Here is a 21,449-nt window from a genome sequence, read left to right on the forward strand (position 1 = left end):
CTATAGTTTATTTTGTTGTTTGTCTGTGTATGTATCACCTTTGTCGCCACAACCATTCTGTCAGGATAAAAAAGAAAGGATGGCTGTTAATTTATCCGTAAAAAAGTATAATTTTAACTATAGGTTACGTTACCCCTATATAGTTGCTTTATAGTATAAAACTTTCTTTTATAACACATACGTCTACTTTTTAAAACATCTGATACAAATGAAAAAAACAATACTATGGCTGTTGGTTTTGCTGGTTAGCAGTTCGGCCTGGGCACAAACAAAAGAGATCAATTTCAGGAAAGGCACCGTTGCCGAAATTTTGGCACAGGCTAAAACAGAGAACAAGCCAGTGTTTATTGATGCTTACACCACCTGGTGCGGACCTTGTAAGTGGATGGATAAGAATGTGTTTGTGAACGATGCCGTTGCCGATTACTTTAACCAGAACTTCGTGAACTATAAACTGGACATGGAAAAAGGTGAAGGGATAGATATGGCCAAAAAATATGAAGTGCAGGCGTACCCGAGCTTCCTTTTTCTGGCGGCAGATGGCAGCGTAATGCACCGCACTGTTGGCGCCCGCCCAGCCGAAATGTTTTTAGATGTAGCAACTATAGCCAAAGACCCTGCTAAGAATTTTGCATCGTATCAAAAGAAATTTACGGCCGGCGACCGCTCTGCTGGTTTTATGATGGGCTACCTGAAAGTGCTGAACGAAGCTGCCCTGGATGCCGGAAAAGTGGCCGAAGCTTATTTTGCTACCCAGAAATCGGAACAGCTACTGGAGCCGGGCAACTGGAAACTGATCTATACCAACGTAAGCACCGTAGAATCGCCAACGTTTACGCACCTGGTTAAAAACCGCGAAGCCTTTGCCAAAAAGTATACACCCGACTCTGTAAACCAGAAAATAATGAGCGTATATGGCTCGGCCCTGAACCGCGCCGCTTATGAGGGGAAAGATGCAGAATTTGCAAAGCTGAAAACCGACCTTGCCAAATTAAACCTGAAAGATGCTGAAAGGTTGTTATTGGCTGCCGATGCGGTATACTATGAGCGCAAGCAGGATCTGCCAAAATACCATGCTGCCAATACCAAACTGTTTGATACTTATTACACCACCGATGCTAACCGCCTGAACAGCATTGCCTGGAAATACTATGAAAACATTGATGATAAAGCCATGCTGCAGAAAGCCGAAGAATGGGCCCGTAAGTCGGTAACTATAGCGCCGGGTTATGCCAACTTAGATACACATGCATCGCTGCTTTATAAATTAGGCCAGAAAGACAAAGCGAAAGCAGCCGCTGAAAAAGCCATAGCAGCAGGCAAGAAGAACGGCGACGATGTGCAAGGCACCGAAGAGCTGCTGGTAAAAATTAACAAGCTGTAAACTAAACCGTGCCTTAATACAAAGCGGCGGCTCCTGCACAACAGGGGCCGCCGCTTTGTGTTTATAGTTGGCTTAAAAAGACATAACCTATACTTCACTTGTGCATTAAAAACGCGCATACTCGAAGTATAGGCTATTACGGTCTTCTGCCACCCGGCTAGTGGTATTGTCTACTAATAAAATGTGGTTCAACATCTGGGTTACATGTTTTCCTGCTGCTTAACTAGGAAAAAGTAACTGTAATTATGTACGGACTTATGTAAAACGAGTTTTTTAAAAGTGTTGATTATTAAATATTTACAAATTTTGTGTAAAGATTCTGTACACATCTTAGTACCTGATTTTGCGTAATAGGAGCATCAAACTAACAATCAACAACTATGAAAAACGTAACATTATATTTATTAGGATGGTGCTTTTGTGTTATAGCCTTGCTTAGCAGCTGCTCTGCCTCTAAAGAAACCAAAGTAGAAGACGAACTTGGCGACTTCAGAAACTGGATCAGCCAGACAACATCTAACATCTCAGACAGAACAGAAGAGGACTGGAAAAAAGCTAAAAGCGATTTCGCTACCCGAACCCAGGAACTGGACGTGAAACAGGAAAACTTCTCGGACGAACTGAAGCAGGATTACCAGAACCTGAAACAGCAGTTTAATGACGCAGACAAACAGTATGAAGAAAGCCGTCGCGCTGCCCGCCTAACCGAGTGGGAGCAAAAGCTACTGGGCTCTTACGCCGATAAATCAACTATAACCCGCGAAAACGTGCGCCAGGTTTACATTACTTTTATGGAAAACGTACGCAGCCAACGCAGCAACTGGACGGACCAGGACTGGGAAATGGCTAAAATGGTAATGCAAACCCTGAACGACCGTAAAGATGAAGTGGATGAAGACCTGCCAACCGATGATGAAGTAAAGATTAAAGCATTGCAGATGGAGTTTAAAACCCTGGAAACCGGCGGCGACCTGGGCGGTAACAACTAAACTATAATCCGGCCCTCGTGGGCTTCGCCGTAAAGTATAGCCTCGCCGTTTAGGTGGCGGTAACCGCTGAACCAGGCCAGCAGCGCATCAAACTGATGCCAGTCCTGCGGAGGTTGTGCAAATTTATAAACCAAAAGATCTTGCAGCAGTTGTGCTATTATAGGCAACGTTGCAAGATCTTTTTTATACCCTTTCTCATCAGGCAGCAATACATGCGCCAGCTGCGAGGGGTAAGTCTCCAGCACAGCAATCCCTTGTTCGGCAAGTATAGTGCGCAGCTTTATGGCCCGTGCCGTTAACCCCCCAATAAACATCGGCGACATGGCCTGTACCTCGCGGTCGCAGGCGCGGTAAAAGAAGTCTGAACCAGAGGTGTAAGCCGATTGCGAGTATACTTTGGGTAAGGTTAGCGGGGCATCAATAAATACAGTGGAGGGCCTTTTCTCCAGTATTAGTTTCAGCAGAAATTCATCAGCATCCTGGCCGCGGATGCTGTGCCATAGTTGCAAGCTGTTGTTCTCTACCATGGCGGCGGCTGTGGTGCCGGCTAATTTAGCGCCATAGTCCACGCCCATAAAAGTGAATTTATTTTCTGTAGCCATACCTGTAACCTGTAAGTATAGCTACTTACGTAGTTAGCTGGTAATAGGTAAGTGCAGGTTGCCTTACTTGGTGAGTTGCTGTTTCAGGTGGTTTATTTGTGCCAGGTGGTGGTTAAAATGGTCCTGTATAAAAGTTAAGGTCTGCGAGATGCTAAGCATGCCGGCATACGGGTGTCGGAACAAGCACTTATCCAGCATGTGTGGAGGTAGTTCGGTCAGCAGGTCTTCCAGTTTGTAGCGGGTTTCGTCCCACTGGGCGTGCAGGGTATTCAGGGTTACGGTGTCGGGTACGTTGGCAACTATAGCGGGCGCTTTAAACTTCATACCTGAGCTAAGGGCAAGCTTCAATATAACAGAACTTACCATATGCTTTAAAGTCGAATGCTGGAGTTCTTTTTCCTCAGAAAGCTTCTTTTGTATATACCCAATAGTCAGCTGTTCTACCTGTACCAGGTGGGCGGCAATCTGGCCAATAGACCATTTCCCGTCTGCAGGGCAGGTGTTTAAAAGGGTTTCATCCAGGTCTCTTAAACTATTCAGTAACTTGCTGCGAGACTTCTCCAGGAAAAGGTATTTCGATTCCAGTTTCGGATTCATAAACAGAACGGGGCTAAAAACTGCTGAACTCATAGGGCTAAAAGGAATTATAATGGAGCTAAAACTACATATTTTTTTATTAAATGCAAGCTTGTGGTGTTCGGTATTTTGTGTAACCGGTTGATACATAAGTGAGTGGTGTAGTATTAGCAATTCTATATAATTAGGATTGTGCAATAAACTATTTTCTAATACCAATAATCTGCCAAACTATACTTTTCGTAACTTTACATTATGATCAAGAACGACCCGATCGGAACGGCTATAAAAGATTACCTGCAAGGTAAAAAGAAGGGAAGTATAACAGTATCCTGTAACCTGACCGAAGACGATATTATACCTGTGGATTACCTGTTCAGGCAGCAGGAAGAAATGCCCGAACTGGAAACTATAGCTTTAGAAGCCTGCCATGGCCATGTGCTGGATGTGGGTGCCGGGGCTGGTTGCCATAGTTTGTTGCTACAGGAGCGTGGCTTACAGGTAACAGCTATAGATATTTCGGAAGGTGCCGTAGAGGCCATGCGCGGGCGTGGAATAGAAAATGTGCTGCTCGGCGATGTAAAAGAATTGAATGATCAGAAATACGATACCCTGCTAATGCTGATGAACGGCATTGGTATAGTTGGCGACCTGTTCGGGTTGTACAAGTTTCTGGTGCATGCCAAAACTATACTTAACCCGGGCGGGCAGATACTGCTGGAGTCGTCGGATATACTGTACATGTACGAGCAGGAAGATGGCTCTGTGCTACTTGATTTGAATGCCGGCTACTATGGCGAAGTGGAGTATAAAATGAAATATAAAACCCACGAAAGCGACACTTTTAAATGGCTGTTTATAGATGCCGGCCTGCTGGAGCAATACGCCGAAGAACACGGTTTCACGATGGAAGTGCTGTATGAAGGCGAGAATGGTAATTTCCTGGCAAAGCTGGTGTTGCAGTGGTAGGGGGGTATAATTTGATTTATACTTTGGGGCTATCAGGATAATGAAATGAAAAAAGAGATTTTATACGCTCTTACAGAGAGTATAAATAACGATCGAAGTTGGTTTAATCTTCTTAATACTTATTTAGAGAAAGCTGAATTTGTAGAATTTAATGTCCTCTATGATTCTACAAAGCTAAATTCTGAATTGGATACCCTTGAGCCTTATTTAGTTGGAGAGTTAGAAAGGAAGGATAAAATATATTCTAGCGGAACTAGCCGAAGGTATAGACTAAATGACAGGGCTTAGAAATTTATACTTTCTAAGCCCTTTAAAGACTGGAATAATTATCAGTTTGAAGATCTTTCTCTGATAAAGGATGGTATTGAAATTTTGGCAACAATAACCCACGAGAACTACATCTTTGCACAAATGAGTGAGGGAGAAAGACAAAGGTTAAACGAGCAAGGATATGAATTTGGAGAACTATATAATATTAGCAATTGATTGAACTCTTGCCCTCGCTCGCGTCCCGCGAGTGTGATTTACCCACGGCCTCTGGCCGCCTCAAACTATAGTTTAAATCTTAGTTAACTACAAATTGTTACTTCGTGGCGAGACACCGCCTGTAGCGTACACTCGCGGGACGCGAGAGGGCAGCTGTAGTCTATTCCCACATCCCAACACATCAACAAACTATAAATCTCCGTACCTATAGCTGATTTCGGCCAAATACCGTCGTTACAATTATAGTTATAAGCACATGAACAAACGTGTTGCCTCCACCTGGGAGATCACCAAGCAGACTTTTAAAGAATTTGTAGACGATAACCCGCTTGATTATGCGGCTATTATAGGTTTTTATACCATTTTCTCGCTGCCGGCAGTGCTGATCATTACCATCCGTATTGCAGGAGCTGTGTTTGGGCAGGAAGCGGTAAAAGGTCAGGTCGTAAACCAGTTAGGCGGCATCGTTGGCAGGAACAGTGCTACACAGTTTCAGAATATCATCGAGAATGCCGCTATTTCAGATGCCTCTACTATCGGAACTATAGTTGGAGTGGCTACCATGATCTTTTCGGCCACCACCGTATTTGTAGCGCTGCAGGACTCACTGAATGCAATGTGGGAGGTAAAAGCCAAAATAGAAAAAGGCTGGCTGAAACTGTTGATTGGCCGTGTGCTTTCGCTGGCGATGGTAATAAGTATGGGGTTTTTGCTGCTGGTTTCGCTGGCTATAGATGTAGCCCTGGGCATTGTGTATGATTTTCTGCGGCAGCAGTTTTCCGGGGTCGCTATCTACTTTATAACGATAGGCAATATCCTGGTGTCGCTTGTCATCAGTACCATTATTTTTGCGGCCATTTACCGCGTCTTGCCCGATGCCAAGATCCGTTGGAAAAATGTGTGGGTAGGTGCTTTTGTTACTTCTATTCTTTTTGTGCTGGGTAAATATGTGCTCAATATCTATTTTCAGCACGACCCGCTGGCCGATACCTATGGCGCTGCCGGCTCGTTGGTACTGATACTGGTGTGGGTGTTTTATACTTCGGTTATCTTTTTGTTCGGGGCCGAGTTTACGCAGGTTTATTCTAAAGCACATGAAAAACACATTGAACCCGAGGACACCGCCGTAAAAGTGAAAAAAAAAGAAATGGAGATTGACACCGATACCGGCAAAGTAGAAGTAAAGAGCAAAGAAAAAGGCGACTCGTTGTAAGTCGCCTTTCTTATCAGGGTTTAAAGCTGCTTAAGCTTTTTTGTACATCACTTGTTTAACGGCATCAATGGTGCGCTGTACGTTTGGCAACGACGCCTCGATAAGCGTTGGTGCATACGGAAGCGGAACGTCGCGGCAGGTAACACGCTTAACCGGAGCATCCATGTAATCAAAGGCGTTGCTCTGGATGTGGTAAGCCAGCTCCGAAGAGATAGATGCCAGCGGCCATGCTTCTTCAACAACCACCATGCGGTTGGTCTTTTTAACAGACTCTACCAGGGTTTTATAGTCAATAGGGCGAACCGTGCGCAGGTCAATTACTTCAGCGTTTACGCCACCTTTGGCCAGTTCTTCGGCTGCTGCTAAAGCCACTTTCATCATCTTACCAAACGAAACGATCGTTACGTCAGTACCTTCACGCTTGATATCAGCCACACCGATCGGGATCAGGTATTCTTCTTCCGGCACTTCGCCTTTGTCGCCATACATCTGCTCCGACTCCATAAAAATAACAGGGTCGTTATCGCGGATGGCAGATTTCATCAGGCCTTTTGCATCGTAAGGGTTTGATGGTACAACTACCTTTAAACCAGGCGTGTTGGCATACCAGTTCTCGAAGTTCTGCGAGTGTTGTGACGACAACATACCAGCGCTACCAGTCGGGCCACGGAAAACCATCGGGCACGAATACTGGCCACCTGACATCGACATCATTTTAGCCGCAGAGTTAATTACCTGGTCAATGGCAACCAGCGAGAAGTTGAAGGTCATGAACTCCACGATTGGGCGCAGGCCGTTCATGGAAGCACCTACCCCGATACCTGCAAAACCAAGCTCGGCAATTGGTGTATCTATTACTCGTTCCGGACCAAACTCGTCCAGCATTCCCTGGCTAACTTTATAGGCCCCGTTGTATTGTGCTACTTCTTCACCCATCAAAAACACGCTCTTATCGCGGCGCATTTCTTCTGACATAGCTTCGCGCAGGGCTTCTCTAAACTGTATACTTCGCATAGCAGATGTTATATTCTCGTTCAGCGGGTAAAATTAAGATAAACCTGCCAATTTACAAGGCATTTATAGTTAGTTATGGCCGGAAAGCATCTTTATACGCCTGCTCCGTGCGGTACGCATCAAACTCCATGTCTTCAATCGCCTTTACAGTGTAGCTGTTGTCGGCTTTTATACTTTGGCGCAGGTGCGAGGTAAGCATCGGTTTGTTTTTAGTGCGCGCTGCAATTACCGCTAAACTATAGTTGGCTAAGGCATCGTTCGGCTGCAATTCCAGTGCTTTGTTATAGAATTCCTGGGCACCTTCGTAGTTTTCTTTTAATAGGTAGCTTAGCCCCAGGTTCATCTGTGTCTGGTAGTTGTTACCAGCGTATTTCAAACTCTCGATGGCATCATCATACTGTCCTATTTCAATTTCCAGTGCAGCTTTATCAGCAAAAATGCGCTTCAGTTCTTCGGGGTTTCCACCTAATTTAATGGCATAATCATAGTACTGCAGGGCTTCCAGTTTATCGCCGCGCACATGGTAGGCACTTGCCAAACTATAGTATACCGGGGCAGTCGGGTTCCGGAAACCAGCGTAGGTTAAGTTGTGAATCGCTTTTGCCAGCAGCGCCTGCTTCGCTTTGGTGCGGTATTCTTTGCGGGCCATCTCCACATACACTTTGCCCAGGTTGTGGTAGGCAGGCCATTTGTTGGTAGTTTTTACTGCGGCTTCATAAATCTGCTTTTTCTCGGCCAGCAGTGGGGTAAGAGTAGCAGCATGCTGTAGTTCCTGTTCTGTCAGGGCATCGGCAGGGGCTTTTTCTTCAGCAATTTGCTTGGCAAGTAAGTATAGTTGGTAATCGGCTTTTTTGTCGCGGCTATAGTTTATAGTTACTTCGGCAAAGCGCAGGGCCGGATACACATATAGTTGCAGGTACTCGTTGGCTTCGGTCTTCTGCAGGGCAGCGTCTTTTTCTTTATCAGATAAGTTGCTGTTAGCTATAGTTGTAACTTCCTGTATAACAGCTTTTGGTAGCGCCGAGGCTTTAATTTTAGTTACCAGTTGCTCCCAGGTGCTTTTAACAGGCAGTGTTTTTATGGTTACTTTCTTGTTACTATAGTTAAGTGCTTCCAGTTTAGAGCGGTAATAGTTTTCCATAGCAGCCAGGCGTTTCTGCGCCATTTCTTTGGTCTCGTCCGGCGACTGCGATGCGGTTATAGTTACGGCCTGCGTAGCAACATTATCCATTATGTATTGGTCGAGCACAGACAGATTAGAACCCAGGTGACTACGGAGCTTCGCGTTATCCTCTTCAAAATAAAAGGTCAGCTGGGCAGGTTTGTCGGCTTCGTTGGCGTAGCTGTCTGGTATAAACAGGATCTCGTTGTTGCGCACCATCAGCAGGGGCGTGGTTACAAGGCCGGTTCCAATCTGTTTCGGGTGGCTATACTTTACTTCGTCAGTTTCTTTCTCGATGGCCATGCCCTGCACAAACAGTTTGCCTTTGTTCTTTTTAGGCGTGTAAGGGAAAGAGAATTGCTTCACTATAGTTGGCCAGCCGTTCTCGTACAAAAACTCACCAAACTCGAAGTTTATAGCTCCAATCTGCTCGCGTTGCTGTTCGCCATACTCGTAGTACACATCCATTTTATAGCGGTAACCATCTTTTATAAGGTTAGGTGGCATAGCTACTTTCAGCTCAAACTCTACCAGCTGGCCATTGGCAACAAGCGGGGTTGGTTGCACGGTTATCTCCTGTTTTTTGGCCAGGCGTACCATTTTCTGCAGGGTGCAGCTGCTGGTAACAAGAGCTATCAGGGCGATGTAAAAGAACAGGCTTACAGACTTTTTTTTGTAACAGGGCATAGCTGGTTATAAAGTTTGTTCGTAGAACTACATCAGGACCCGATTTTACCGTTATGCTTAAACTATAGCGGCACCAGATTTTGATGAAAAAAGTTAATACCTTAATTTTATAGACTTAATGGAAATGCTAATGAAACGAATCCAGTATTTTATCGAATCTCAGGCCTTTGGCGTGTGTACGATGCTGGGCGAAAAACTCGGCATCGCCAGCAGTAGCATTCGCCTGTCCTTTATTTATGTGTCGTTCCTGACCATGGGCTCGCCGGTAATCATTTACCTGATGCTTGCCTTTTGGATGAACGTGCAAAAGAGCCTGCGCCGCGAGCGTAGCACTGTCTGGGACTTATAGTTATAGTTCTGATACAGTCCGCTTTTGGCGCACAAAATACTCCCACACAATACTGCCTTTGTAAACGCCGGCCATTTGGGCGAAATTGCCTTTAGGTTGCTGTGCTTTCCGGCGTTTGCGCCAATAGCTGCTGTTACGTAACACATCGGCGTGTGCATCCATTACAGCTAATGCATCTTTTGTTTGACCGGCCAGCACCATCCTGAAAGCAGCCAGCCAGTCCAGTAAAATGCGCAAAACTATAGTTGGTATCAGCTCTGAACCTGGCAGGTTTTTATACAGCAGCGCCAACCCGTTTCTGAAGTTCAGGTACGTTTTGCGCGGGTTTGATTTATGCAGCGTGCCGCCCCCCACATGGTACACCTGGCTATGGCCGTTATACATAATTTTATAGCCTGCATTTTTAGCGCGCCAGCAAAGGTCAATCTCCTCCATGTGCGCAAAAAAAGCGGGTTCCAGGCCGCCCAGCTCGTGATATAATTTAGCACGCACAAACATACAGGCCCCGGTCGCCCAGAAAATTTCCTGCACATCGTTATACTGCCCACGGTCTTCTTCCACGGTCTCAAACAAGCGGCCACGGCAAAACGGGTAACCCATCGTATCGATCATTCCACCGGCGGCTCCGGCGTGCTCTAAAAAGTCAGGATGCTGCTGTGCATTTATTTTGGGCTGAACAGCAGCAATCGTATGGTCAGCATCCAGCATGGCAACTATAGGTTCTACCCAACCCGGCGTAACTTCTACATCTGAGTTCAGCAGCACATAATAATCGGCCTCTACCTGTTGCAACGCTAAATTATAGCCTTCACAAAAACCATGGTTCTGGCTGTGCCTGATAATGCGGACTTTCGGGAAATGCTGCTCTAAATAAACGATAGAATCATCAGAAGAGGCATTGTCTGCAACTATAACATCGCAGCCCGGGCTGTTTACCAGCACCGACGGTAAAAACTGTTGCAGGTAGCGTTGCCCGTTCCAGTTAAGTATTACAATAGCCGTGCGGCTGGTACTATAAGCCAAAGCTGCCTAAATCTAAACCTGGTATATTGGGTAAAAGTCCGGAAGTGTGCTTTTTCATTTCTTCCTGGGCACGCTCAGCAGCGGTTAGCATGGCGTTGTTCACGGCAGCTACTACCAGGTCGTTCACCATTTCGCGGTCATTCACGTTCAGCAACGATTCGTCGATCTCTATCTTTAAAAGCTTGCGCTGGCCGTTTACGGTTGCTTTTACCAGTCCGGCGCCGGCTTCGGCTGATACGGTTATATGTTGTAGGTTTTCCTGTGCTTCTTTTAGTTTGGCCTGGACTTCTTTCATTTTGCCCATCATGCCCATCATATCAAACATAAGCGTGTTTTTTTGAAGTATAAATGCAGTTTTCAACTATAACGCATTCGCTTCCCAAATATACAGGCAAATTCTCAGAAAGCAGAAATAGTATCAGAATTACTTGGCAGGGTATAAAATCGGTACTACTTAAAAAGGATTATTTACCGCAGTAAGGTTACAGTTCCGGTGCGGCGTTTGGTACTGCCGTCCTGTAAGCTAACTGTTATCTCGTAGGCATATACGCCCGCTGGCTGCAGTTTGCCGTTAACATTGCCATCCCAGCCGGTTGCGCGGTTATCAGAGGTATAAACAACCTGGCCTGCGCTATTTATTATCCGTATGGAGAAGTTTTCGAAACGCTTGCCTTTCACTTCAAACACATCATTCAGGCCGTCGTTATTCGGGGTAAAAGCGCTGGGTACAAACAGGGCTAGTTCCAGTTTTATAGTTTGGGTGTTGGAATAAGTTACGGTACCTGAACCGGATGTGGCTTTGATACGATAACGGAAAACCTGTTCCTGCTGGGCAGCTAGCTGGTCTGAGTAAGAGTTGCCGCTAACTTTTATACTTCTGACCACACCGCCAGTTTCATCCAGCACTTCTAAAGTATAGCTGGTTGCTCCGTTTGTAAAGCCGGTATAGTTGGTCCAGGTAAGTTGCGCTGTTTCTTCGGGGGTTAGTTTTGCAGTAAGTATAACCGGACAACTTAGTGCGCTGGCTGCAGCAGTTTTATCGCAGGGGTTTGTGTAGGTAGCACGGTAGCAGACAGTGGAAATCGCACTCAGTTTATCTGAAATAGTGGTTTGCTGGGTGTTAGCTATATCTTTAAATGCTGCTCCGTTTATACTTCGCTGGTACGTAGCCGATTTTATACTTTGGCCGTTGGGTAACTGCAGGGTAATTTCTATTTCGTTTTGCGGGTTAAAACTGGTCAGCAACGTTGCAGCCGGTGGGGTAGATGTAGAAGTAACAGCAATACAGCTCTGCACCGAAACCGTAGTTGACTTCCCATCCATAGTTATGCCTTTTATTTCATAGCAATTGTTTTGTCCGCAACTCACATCTGTATCGGTATAAGATGAGCTATTTCCTGCAACAGATTGGAGTAAAATGCCATTACGGTACAGGTCGTATTGCTTGAAAAAGCCAGCTATAGTTTGCCAGTTTATTGTTACCTGTTCGTTTCCTCCGGTTGTAGTTAGTGTAATTATGGTTGCTTTGTTAGAGGTTGGTAACACAGTACTGCATGCATCGGTGGCTTCCAGTATAAATTCGGTTTTTGATGCGGTGTTAGTATTGGCTAAAGTATAGCTTGTTTGGTTTGCTGCTATAGTTGCAACAGGCTTATAGTTGGTTTCTGTTTCCGTTTTACTTTTTAAAGTATAGCTATAGCCTTGCAACAGGTTACTGAAAGTAAAATCTATAGTTCCAGTGGTAGCATCCTGTTTTTGTACTTTCAGGGTGTTGATGACCGGCGAAGTATAAGCTGGCAGATCGTTTATAGTTTGTGTGGCTTCCGGAGAATTGCAAAAACCGCCAACATATTTGCCGGTAACTTTTACGTTGTGGGGCCCAGCTTGTGTGTATCTATGCGTTACCGGGTTTCCAATATTCTGTTTTGTAATGGGTGGACTAGACGTGCCATCACCGAAATTTATAGTATAATAATCGTAATGTGCGTCTGTAATCTGAAAGCGGAAAGTTTTGTTGGCGCAGGCTGTAACTGTAAAGGTTGGGGAAGGAGTATCTACTACTTCAAAGGTCTGCGAAAATTCTTCTGTTCGGCCGTTCAGGTTGCCAAGTTGGGTTACAGTTACAGGGCCGGCAGTGGTAAACGTATGATATTTTTGTTTTGCTTCCGGTGTATTAAAATCTAAACCGTCACGCTTATCATAGTCATAGTATTCCTTGTCGGCATCTACACCGGCACAGTCGCGGAACGTGATGCGCTCTCCAATACAAAATTTTGTAACTTCCCTTCCCAGTCTGTCATAGGCTTTAAAGCAACGGCTCTGGGCATTTGCAGCAAAGCCGGTCAGCAGTAAGACCAGAAACAGGAGGAGGTGCTTTTTCAAGGCAGATAATGTGTAAAAGTTGCAGTACGAATTTACCTAAAAATGTCTGAACCACAGATTAAAACAGATTTTAATGATTTACCAGATCTCAAGTATAATCTGGTAAATCCATCAAATCAACATTAATCTGCGGTTCAGACGAATTCCTGCTAATCCTTTAATCCTGAAAATCCTGGTTCAGACAAACTAAAGCTTCTCAGGAAATCAATACTCTTCATAATATCATCGTGCAAAACGCGGTCTGTAGATACAAAAGGCACTGCTTCGCGGAACGACCTATAAAGCTCTTCCAAAACTGATGAAGTTTTTAATGGTCTGCGGAAGTCAATAGCCTGGGCGGCGTGCATGAGTTCTATAGCTAACACGCGCTCCACGTTCTGCACCACCTGGTATAGTTTGGTAGCAGCGTTGGCACCCATGCTTACATGGTCTTCCTGTCCGTTTGAGGATGGAATGGTGTCGATAGACGCTGGCGTGCAAAATTGCTTGTTCTGGCTAACTATAGAAGCGGCTGTGTACTGCGTGATCATAAAACCAGAATTCAGACCAGGCTCGGCCACTAAAAAGTCAGGTAATCCACGTGTTCCCGATATCAATAAATAACTGCGGCGCTCCGAAATACTTCCCAGTTCTGCCATGGCAATCGCCATAAAATCCAGCGCTAATGCCAGTGGCTGCCCATGGAAGTTACCGCCTGAAATGATCTCGTCTTCGTCGGGGAAGATGTTCGGGTTGTCGGTTACGGAATTTATCTCGGTCAGGAAAACTTCTTCGGCGTAGCGCAGCGCGTCTTTGCTGGCACCATGCACCTGCGGAATGCAACGGAACGAATACGGGTCCTGTACATGCACCTTGTCCTGAACGATAAGCTCGCTACCTTCTAGTAGGTTCCGGAACGTCTCAGCCGTTTGCAACTGACCCTTATGCGGACGAACCTTGTGTATCAGTTCATTGAACGGCTCAATTCTGCCATCAAATCCATCCAGCGAAAGCGCACCAATTAAGTCAGCCTGGGCTGATAAACGGCGGGCCTGCAGCAGGTTGTAAACGCCATAAGCGCTCATAAACTGCGTACCGTTCAGCAGGGCCAGCCCTTCTTTTGCTTTTAGCGCGATTGGTTCCCAACTGAACATCTCCAGCACATGGCGGCTTTCGAGTTTGTAGCCCTGGTAATGCACTTCGCCTAAGCCGATCAATGGCAAACACAAATGCGCCAAAGGAGCAAGGTCGCCGCTTGCACCCAGCGAGCCCTGCTGGTAAACTATAGGGTAAATATCACGGTTATAAAAATCGATCAGGCGTTTTACCGTCTGCAACTGCACACCACTATGCCCATACGCCAGCGACTGTACCTTTAACAGCAACATCAGCTTCACCACTTCCTGCGGTACTTCCTGCCCCGTGCCGCATGCATGAGACATCATCAGGTTACGCTGCAACTGCTCCAGGTCGTGGTTCGAGATTTTATTTTTATACAGTGAGCCGAAACCGGTATTGATGCCGTAAATGCTGCGCTCATTCTGCTTCATTTTATCCTGCAGGTAGTCGTAGCATTTTTGGATGCGCTGCTCGGCATCGGCGGAAAGGGCCAAACTATAGTTACCGGAAATGATCTCCTGTATGCGCTCCAGGCTCAGGTGCTCGCCGGAGATGTGGTGTATGTTGCTCATGTTAGGCTATGTCTTTCAGCTGGGCAATAATGTCGTCGATGTATAGTTCGTCCTGTTCGCCGGTCTGCATGTCGCGGAGCTTTAACTTGCCGCTTGCCATTTCTTCGGAGCCAACCAGCAGCACGAACGGGATGTTTTTCTGATCGGCATAGCTCATCTGTTTCTTCAGCTTGGCAGCTTCCGGGTATAGTTCCGACGAGATGCCGGCATCGCGTAGTTTCTGCAGCAACGGCAGCGCGTATAGTTCCGACTCCTTATCGAACTGAACAATAAGTACCTTGGTGCTCAGCTGTGCGCTCACCGGGAACAGGTCCAGTTCTTCCAGCACATCGTAAATGCGGTCTACGCCAAACGAGAAGCCCACTCCCGACACGCCCGGCAAGCCGAACATGCCTGTCAGGTTATCGTAACGGCCACCGCCGCTGATGCTGCCCATGTTCACGTTGTTCACCTTCACTTCGAAAATGCAGCCGGTGTAGTAGGAGAGGCCGCGGGCCAGGGTTACATCCAATTGCAGGCGTGGGTTACCTGATGGGTTTGTGGCTGTTAACGCATTGCTGCCCAGGTTATCGAGGTAAGTCCAAACGTCGTTCAGGTCTTTCAGGCCGCGTTGCCCTTCTTCGGTGTTGCCCAGTATTGTTTGCAGTTGCTGCAGCAGGTCCTGGTTGTCACCTTCCAGGGTATAAAGTGGCTCCAGTTTGCTTACAGCATCTTCCGAAATACCACGCTCCAACAACTCTTTGCGCACGCCTTCCTTGCCTATTTTATCCAGCTTATCGATGGCCACGCAAATGTCGCCTTCACGGCCTTTCTCGCCGATGGCTTCGGCAATGCCAGCCAGCACGCCACGGTGGTTTATCTTTATCGTGAAATCCGTCAGGCCAAGGGTAGTCAGCACTTCGTCGATCATCTGCACAATTTCGGCTTCGCAAAGCAGCGAGTTGGTGCCTACCACATCGGCATCGCACTGGTAAAACTCGCGGTAACGGCCTTTCTGCGGACGATCGGCACGCCAAACCGGCTGTATCTGGTAACGCTTGAACGGGAAGGTGATCTCGTTACGGTTCATCACCACGAAACGGGCAAAAGGCACGGTCAGGTCGTAACGTAGTGCTTTTTCAGAAATCTTACGGATCAGGTGTTTCGAGCCTTGCTCGATATCGGCAGGAGTGGTTTTGCCCAGGTAATCGCCGGAGTTCAGGATCTTGAAGATCAGTTGGTCGCCTTCGTCGCCATACTTGCCGGTAAGCACCGACAGTTGTTCCATGGCCGGGGTTTCGAGGGGCAGGTAGCCGAACTTCTCGAAAGTACGGCGGATAATGCTGAAAATATAGTTACGCTTAACGACCACAGCCGGGCCAAAATCGCGGGTTCCTTTCGGTATACTTGGTTTCTCTTTGCTCATGCTAAAAACTTTGCCGGCGAAGTTACTAAGTTATGCCCATAAAAGACACGGGAAAGTGGCAGTTTATAGTTTATAGCGAAGTTACCCGTGTTATTACCCGCTTACATTCGCGTTATAACGCGGCTATTCATAAACCTCTATCAGCTTTTAGTGGCAGTTTTATAGTTTGCAAAGCCCGGTTTTCTTTTCGGGAGAATTAAATCATGATTATGTAACTCCAATTTGAGGAGGAAAAAGAAAGGAGATTCATAAGAATAGTAAAACTTGAATACTTTACTTAACTTGTTGTAAGATTATAGGCCATAATAGTGGTAAACTATAGCCTTAAATAAAACAAAAACCACCTTCGCACATAGTGTAGATAAACCTCATAATAACGTATATACTATAGTTATGTATAATCATGAAAAATGAAAACCTCGCAATACCACTAATATTGACAGCCTTTTTGCTGGTGTCATCTTTTGTGCCTATAATTCAGATTTTACTGATTTACCTGAATTCTGCACTTGTGTATCCAATAACAATAATAGCTGGAACAGATATTATGGCTGTGCATTATGTAACAGATGGACTTCTTGCCATAGTTACCTTGTTTAGCTTCTATTACTCCAAGAAAACCATCTGGAAAATTTTTTCATCCATTGGTTTTACACTCTTTATGTTGCCAATGCTGGTTTATTCAACAGAAGGGGCATTTGACGAAAAAAAACCAATACTTTCTGAGCTTCATGTTGTTCGGAATAATAATAGGTATACCATTGATATTGGTGGGGGGATTGAAAATGAAGAAAGAATGTCTACACATAACACGGCACAGGCTTTAATCTCGTCTACGCCTCACCAAAGCCTGTACGAGCACGTTGGTCGTAATAATTTTAGATGAAGATACTAACTCGCGTGATTATCTGGGACTTCATTGCTATGAAGAACTTAGGCTTTGCAATGATACTAGTTGTTACCTCATTAGGTGCCTGTAACGACCATGATGACTGCACTCCCGAATCAGTGACCACCAACTTCACCGAAGGCAGAGAAATCGTGACGGTGTTTAATGCCGCCAGTAACTCAAACATTTATAAAGTGGAGAATGGTAACAACACCGTATTTGAGTACACCAATGCTAAGGCTCAGTGTGACAATGCTTATGATGATGAAAAGGTTAGAAAATTCACTTTTGAGGTAAACACCGAAGCCGTACAATTTCGATTTACAGATAAGGAAGTGAAGTTAACAAATTGCTATTTTGAGGATGTGGGTGGTTGGGCAAGAGGAATATATGAGATAGAGAGTGGCTTAATTGAAGGTGTAAAAATATCAGATGGAAAGTGGAGAGTTAATGTATCTGTTTTGACAGTTCCCAAATTCCCAGATGAGAAACCTGAAAGAATTGAATTCAAGGAAGTATTCATTAAGTAGAATTAGTGCCACTAACCAATCCATAACCTTCGCTCCGTTGTACGCTCAAGCAACGCAAGCCGATAAACACCAAATAAAGCGTACATTTATGAAGTAATTAATTCAGAAGTGTATGGATGATGCAACAAAGGTATGTTTGGCGTGTGGGTTATGTTGCGACGGTACCTTGATTGGCTTTGTACAGGTTGGGTATGAAGAATTGCCTGTATTAAGAGAGTTGCTGGATGTGGAGAATGCGAACGGGGAAGGTTTTTTTCTGCAGCCCTGCAAAAAGTTTTGTGATGGCTGCACCATATATCCTGAAAGACCGAAACATTGTGCCAAATACGAGTGCGGGCTTTTGGCATCTCTGGAACAAAAGGAAATAGATGTTGAAACGGCTCTTGTAACAGTGGATGTGGTTAAACAAAAGAAAGTTGCTATAGAAAAGAAGCTGGCCTTTGTTCAGTTTGAACTGCAATCTCAATCGTTTTATTATAAAATGATCGAATTAAAAAAGTTACTTCGAACGGACAAGTCGCCCTCATCCTTCAACCAACTCCACCTGGATTTACTGACAGAACTAGATCAACTCGAAAAGCTGCTGTCTGAAAGGTTTGGCATCTCATTTTCGTAAGAAAAGATAACAGTGCATCAATAACCTCAACTATGGAAAAACAAAAAATCACAGTAGAAGCAACTATAAACGCTGGCAACCAGAAAGTGTGGACCTACTGGACCTCGCCAGAACATATCGTGAACTGGAACTTTGCCTCCGACGACTGGCACTGCCCTTCTGCTGAGAACGATGTAAGAACGGGTGGCAAATTCAGATCAACGATGGCCTCTAAGGATGGCAAAATGAGCTTCGATTTTGGAGGTGTTTACGATGAAGTTATACCTGAGAAGAAGCTGGCTTACAAAATGGAAGACGGAAGGCAGGTTGAGGTTTTATTTGAAGACCTGGGTAACAACACAACCAAACTGACCGAAACATTTGATGCAGAAAGCACGCATTCTGATGAAATGCAACGTGCCGGTTGGCAGGCTATAGTTAATAACTTTAAAAAGTATGTGGAGGGTGTATAGCTTACACAGCTTTTAAGAGGATTTTACACAAGCAAAAGTACAAGTAAGCGAAGCGCTTCTCTCAGATCAGGGGGAGGCGCTTTTGTTATGAAGTATAAACTGTAATTTTAAGCTTTTACGTTACATAACTATACCTGAACCCGGAGGCGGTCAGCTCAATTACCCAAACTGATGATAATGTCTAAAAACATACTTGCTTTTATAGTTGCTATACTTACTGCAACATCCTGCTTTGCCCAACTGCCCCACGTAGCTGGCGGCACCATTAAGCGTTATGATAAGTTTGCCTCTAAGTATATAACCCCCAGAACAGTAGATGTCTGGCTGCCAGAGAATTATGACACCACCCAACAATATGCGGTACTCTACATGCACGACGGGCAAATGCTTTTCGATAGCACCAAAACCTGGAACGGGCTGGAATGGAAAGTAGATGAAACGCTAACGGCCTTGCAGACGAAAGGGCAGATCAGGAACACCATTGTAGTGGCCACCTGGAACATACCAAAGTATAGGTTTGCCGAATACTTCCCGGAGAAAGCGCTGGATAATTTACCTGAAAAGCTACGCGAAAATCTGGTGAATAACGAGCTGATGGATAAACCACAAGCCGACAATTACCTGCTCTTCCTGACACAAGAACTTAAGCCTTTCATAGACAGTACTTTCTCTACTTACTCAGACCGCGAGAATACATTTATAGCGGGTTCCAGCATGGGTGGGCTTATTTCGCTTTATGCAATCTGCGAATATCCTGAAGTTTTTGGTGGGGCTGCCTGCCTTTCTACGCACTGGCCGGGCAGTTTGCGCATACAAAATGCTACTATTCCCAAAGCTATAGTTACGTACCTGGAGAAGAAACTACCATCCCCTGAGAACCACAAAATATACTTCGATTACGGTACCGCCACCTTGGATGCTTTTTACAAACCTTACCAAAACATGGTAAACAAACTAATGAAGGAAAAGGGTTACACAAGAAAGAACTGGGTTACCAAAGAGTTTACAGGAGAAGGCCACTCCGAAGCAGCCTGGGCTCGACGCCTGCATCAGCCTTTACTTTTCCTGTTAAGCAAACAATAACAAGAAAACCAGATCAAAAAGTAATTTGAACATCTTTTAAAGTATAAAGCAAAAGCGCTCCGGGTTTTGGTCCGGAGCGCTTTTGCTTTAAGTATAACTATAGTTGTTAATCTTCCTTGCGGGTTACCCAGCTCAGGTTGTATAGGTCCTTACGGCGGTCTTTCAGGTTACGCACGCTGCCGGCGGTATTCAGATCTTTCAGCAGGTTCAGGTCCAGGTCGGCTATCAGGGTCATCTCGGTGTTTGGTGTGGCTTCAGCAATTACAGCATCATGCGGAAACGCGAAGTCGGAAGGAGAGAAGACGGCTGACTGCGAGTACTGGATGTCCATGTTCTCAACTTTCGGTAAGTTACCTACGCTGCCGGTAATCGCCACATAACACTCGTTCTCGATGGCGCGCGCCTGAGAGCAAAGTCGAACACGTAGGTAAGCGTTTTTGGTGTCGGTCCAGAACGGTACGAACAGGATCTTCATGTCCATATCCGAAAGCATACGCGCCAGTTCCGGGAACTCTACATCGTAACAGATCAGGATACCGATCTTTCCAATATCCGTGTCAAATATCTTGAGCTTGTGGCCACCGCGCATCCCCCAGTAGTGCGATTCGTCCGGCGTAACGTGCAGTTTATATTGCTTGTCGTAGGTGCCATCGCGGCGGCAGAGGTAGCTTACGTTGTATAGTTTGTTGTCGTAGTACTCGGGCATGCTGCCGGCAATAATGTTGATGTTGTACGACAGCGCCAGGTGTATCATGCGTTCGCGAATCTCATCCGTATATTCGGCCATGCTTCGGATCGCTTCCGACGGAGAATCTTCCTTGGTAAGGGCCATCAGCGGGGCGTTAAAGAACTCCGGAAATACCACAATATCAGACTTGTACGAGCTTACCGTGTCCACAAAGAACTCGATCTGCTGCATCATGTCTTCCAAGGATTTTACGGCACGCATCTGCCACTGCACAATACCAATCCGAACGATCGTTTTCTTACCGCCTATCAGCTTTTCCTTCTCTTCAAAATACACGTTCACCCACTCCAGCAATGTGGCATAGGCACGCGAGTCGGTATCGTCGGGCAGGTAGTTTTTCATGATCTTGCGCACATGGAACTCGTTGCTCAACTGGAACGATAGCACCGGATCTGAAAGCTCTTTGTTGCGCACCATCTCGATGTACTTGGCAGGCGTCAGCTTGTTGGCGTAATCCTTATAACCCGGTATGCGGCCGCCGGCAATTATACCGCGCAGGTTCAGGTTCTCGCACATCTCTTTACGGGCATCGTACAGGCGGCGGCCCAGGCGCAGGTTGCGGTACTCGGGGTGCACAAACACGTCTATGCCGTATAGGGTGTCACCTTCGGGGTCGTGGGTTTTAAAAGTGCCACGGTCTACAATCTGCTCGTAGGTGTGCTTGTCGCCGTACTGGGCGTAGTCTACTATAAGGCTGAGGGCGCCGGCCACTACTTTTCCTTTATCTTCAATACAGATCTGGCCTTCCGGAAACTTCTTGAGCAGGTTCGAGAATTCTTTTCTGGTCCAGGCGCCATCAATGTTACGGTACACCGTATCCATGATCTCTTTTACTTCATTATAGTCTTTGAGCTCGAGCTGGCGCAGTAATAATTTGTGTTCAGTGTGTTCTGTACTTTCTTCGTTCTTATCGCTCATGGGTCAGTTTTTCTCTTTTATGCTACAGGTATACGTGCAGCAACTATAGTTTCGATACAATTTATAGTTAGATGCCTGTACGCACCGTATCAAAGTTAAAAAAGAAAGCGCAGCTATAGTAACTGCGCTTTATAGTTTGTATGGTTTGATTGTCATCCCCCTGCCCCCTTCAAAGGGCAGGGCCGTTAAGTTCTATTTTTCGTAAACTAATATGTTTAGGAAAGGGGGAGCAGATGCAAAATAGTGAAGTAAGTTTACTAGCCTGTCTGCGTGAGGTACCTGATTTTCGTCGCCCGCAAGGC

Annotated in this window: 21 protein-coding genes; 11 read left to right on the top strand and 10 right to left on the bottom strand. The window is 45.7% G+C overall.

Features of this window, described 5'->3' with window-relative positions; translation table 11 throughout:
- The first annotated feature begins 208 nt into the window (after positions 1 to 208).
- Both GWO68_RS08835 and GWO68_RS08840 read left to right on the top strand, forming a co-directional pair.
- Complete coding sequence (locus GWO68_RS08835; protein ID WP_162346070.1) at positions 209 to 1,384, top strand: thioredoxin family protein; 1,176 nt, start codon at positions 209 to 211, stop codon at positions 1,382 to 1,384.
- A gap of 380 nt (positions 1,385 to 1,764) precedes the next feature.
- Positions 1,765 to 2,373, top strand: coding sequence for a hypothetical protein (locus tag GWO68_RS08840; RefSeq protein ID WP_162346071.1), 609 nt, complete (start codon positions 1,765 to 1,767; stop codon positions 2,371 to 2,373).
- Here GWO68_RS08840 and GWO68_RS08845 read toward each other — a convergent pair.
- Both GWO68_RS08845 and GWO68_RS08850 read right to left on the bottom strand, forming a co-directional pair.
- Complete coding sequence (locus GWO68_RS08845) at positions 2,370 to 2,975, bottom strand: DUF429 domain-containing protein (protein WP_162346072.1); 606 nt, start codon at positions 2,973 to 2,975, stop codon at positions 2,370 to 2,372. The two genes, GWO68_RS08840 and GWO68_RS08845, sit on opposite strands and share 4 nt — an antisense overlap.
- A gap of 63 nt (positions 2,976 to 3,038) precedes the next feature.
- A complete protein-coding gene (locus GWO68_RS08850) occupies positions 3,039 to 3,572 on the bottom strand; it encodes a DinB family protein (protein WP_162346073.1) in 534 nt (177 codons plus the stop codon).
- A gap of 234 nt (positions 3,573 to 3,806) precedes the next feature.
- Here GWO68_RS08850 and GWO68_RS08855 point away from each other — a divergent pair, with 234 nt between their 5' ends.
- The 3 genes from GWO68_RS08855 to GWO68_RS08865 all read left to right on the top strand — a co-directional run bounded on the left by GWO68_RS08855 (position 3,807) and on the right by GWO68_RS08865 (position 6,219).
- Entirely contained in the window at positions 3,807 to 4,520 is a 714-nt protein-coding gene (locus GWO68_RS08855) for a class I SAM-dependent methyltransferase (RefSeq protein ID WP_162346074.1), read from the top strand.
- 45 nt (positions 4,521 to 4,565) lie between these two features.
- Positions 4,566 to 4,808 carry a hypothetical protein gene (locus GWO68_RS08860; protein WP_162346075.1) on the top strand — a complete coding sequence of 81 codons (243 nt, stop codon included), beginning with the start codon at positions 4,566 to 4,568 and terminating at the stop codon, positions 4,806 to 4,808.
- A 454-nt stretch (positions 4,809 to 5,262) separates the two neighbouring features.
- Positions 5,263 to 6,219, top strand: coding sequence for a YihY/virulence factor BrkB family protein (locus tag GWO68_RS08865; RefSeq protein WP_162346076.1), 957 nt, complete (start codon positions 5,263 to 5,265; stop codon positions 6,217 to 6,219).
- Between the two features lie 30 nt (positions 6,220 to 6,249).
- Here GWO68_RS08865 and GWO68_RS08870 read toward each other — a convergent pair whose 3' ends face one another.
- Positions 6,250 to 7,233 (bottom strand): pyruvate dehydrogenase complex E1 component subunit beta, encoded by a 984-nt coding sequence (locus GWO68_RS08870; protein ID WP_162346077.1) that lies wholly within the window; start codon positions 7,231 to 7,233, stop codon positions 6,250 to 6,252.
- 73 nt (positions 7,234 to 7,306) lie between these two features.
- Positions 7,307 to 9,082, bottom strand: a complete 1,776-nt coding sequence (locus tag GWO68_RS08875; protein WP_162346078.1) for a tetratricopeptide repeat protein — start codon at positions 9,080 to 9,082, stop codon at positions 7,307 to 7,309.
- Positions 9,083 to 9,212: 130 nt separating this feature from the next.
- Between GWO68_RS08875 and GWO68_RS08880 the strand changes: the two genes are divergently transcribed.
- Positions 9,213 to 9,431 carry a PspC domain-containing protein gene (locus GWO68_RS08880; protein WP_162346079.1) on the top strand — a complete coding sequence of 73 codons (219 nt, stop codon included), beginning with the start codon at positions 9,213 to 9,215 and terminating at the stop codon, positions 9,429 to 9,431.
- Here GWO68_RS08880 and GWO68_RS08885 read toward each other — a convergent pair whose 3' ends face one another.
- From GWO68_RS08885 to hisS, 5 genes are all read right to left on the bottom strand, one after another.
- A complete protein-coding gene (locus GWO68_RS08885; protein WP_162346080.1) occupies positions 9,432 to 10,454 on the bottom strand; it encodes a glycosyltransferase family 2 protein in 1,023 nt (340 codons plus the stop codon).
- The gene (locus GWO68_RS08890) at positions 10,444 to 10,779 is read right to left on the bottom strand and encodes a YbaB/EbfC family nucleoid-associated protein (protein WP_162346081.1); all 336 of its coding nucleotides are present in this window, start codon (positions 10,777 to 10,779) and stop codon (positions 10,444 to 10,446) included. Before GWO68_RS08890 ends, GWO68_RS08885 begins: the two co-directional genes overlap by 11 nt.
- Positions 10,780 to 10,922: 143 nt before the next feature.
- Positions 10,923 to 12,836 carry a gliding motility-associated C-terminal domain-containing protein gene (locus GWO68_RS08895; RefSeq protein WP_162346082.1) on the bottom strand — a complete coding sequence of 638 codons (1,914 nt, stop codon included), beginning with the start codon at positions 12,834 to 12,836 and terminating at the stop codon, positions 10,923 to 10,925.
- Positions 12,837 to 12,985: 149 nt separating this feature from the next.
- On the bottom strand, positions 12,986 to 14,506 hold the full coding sequence (gene hutH, locus GWO68_RS08900; protein WP_162346083.1) for a histidine ammonia-lyase: 1,521 nt from the start codon (positions 14,504 to 14,506) through the stop codon (positions 12,986 to 12,988).
- A 1-nt stretch (position 14,507) separates the two neighbouring features.
- Positions 14,508 to 15,911 carry a histidine--tRNA ligase gene (gene hisS / locus GWO68_RS08905; RefSeq protein ID WP_162346084.1) on the bottom strand — a complete coding sequence of 468 codons (1,404 nt, stop codon included), beginning with the start codon at positions 15,909 to 15,911 and terminating at the stop codon, positions 14,508 to 14,510.
- Positions 15,912 to 16,314: 403 nt separating this feature from the next.
- On the opposite strand from hisS, the gene GWO68_RS08910 reads away from it, so the two are divergent.
- The 5 genes from GWO68_RS08910 (at position 16,315) to GWO68_RS08930 (ending at position 19,481) form a co-directional block, all read left to right on the top strand.
- Complete coding sequence (locus tag GWO68_RS08910; protein WP_162346085.1) at positions 16,315 to 16,797, top strand: hypothetical protein; 483 nt, start codon at positions 16,315 to 16,317, stop codon at positions 16,795 to 16,797.
- Positions 16,798 to 16,835: 38 nt separating this feature from the next.
- Positions 16,836 to 17,330 carry a hypothetical protein gene (locus GWO68_RS08915; RefSeq protein WP_162346086.1) on the top strand — a complete coding sequence of 165 codons (495 nt, stop codon included), beginning with the start codon at positions 16,836 to 16,838 and terminating at the stop codon, positions 17,328 to 17,330.
- Positions 17,331 to 17,442: 112 nt separating this feature from the next.
- Positions 17,443 to 17,946 (top strand): YkgJ family cysteine cluster protein, encoded by a 504-nt coding sequence (locus tag GWO68_RS08920; RefSeq protein ID WP_162346087.1) that lies wholly within the window; start codon positions 17,443 to 17,445, stop codon positions 17,944 to 17,946.
- Between the two features lie 32 nt (positions 17,947 to 17,978).
- Positions 17,979 to 18,398 carry an SRPBCC family protein gene (locus tag GWO68_RS08925; protein WP_162346088.1) on the top strand — a complete coding sequence of 140 codons (420 nt, stop codon included), beginning with the start codon at positions 17,979 to 17,981 and terminating at the stop codon, positions 18,396 to 18,398.
- 177 nt (positions 18,399 to 18,575) lie between these two features.
- Positions 18,576 to 19,481: an alpha/beta hydrolase gene (locus GWO68_RS08930; protein WP_162346101.1), complete on the top strand. Its 906-nt coding sequence runs from the start codon at positions 18,576 to 18,578 to the stop codon at positions 19,479 to 19,481.
- A gap of 106 nt (positions 19,482 to 19,587) precedes the next feature.
- Here the strand turns inward: GWO68_RS08930 and GWO68_RS08935 are convergent, their stop codons facing one another.
- Entirely contained in the window at positions 19,588 to 21,147 is a 1,560-nt protein-coding gene (locus GWO68_RS08935) for a carbon-nitrogen hydrolase family protein (RefSeq protein WP_162346089.1), read from the bottom strand.
- Between the last annotated feature and the right edge of the window lie 302 nt (positions 21,148 to 21,449).

Source organism: Pontibacter fetidus, from assembly GCF_010119545.1.
In the GTDB taxonomy this organism is placed as follows: domain Bacteria; phylum Bacteroidota; class Bacteroidia; order Cytophagales; family Hymenobacteraceae; genus Pontibacter; species Pontibacter fetidus.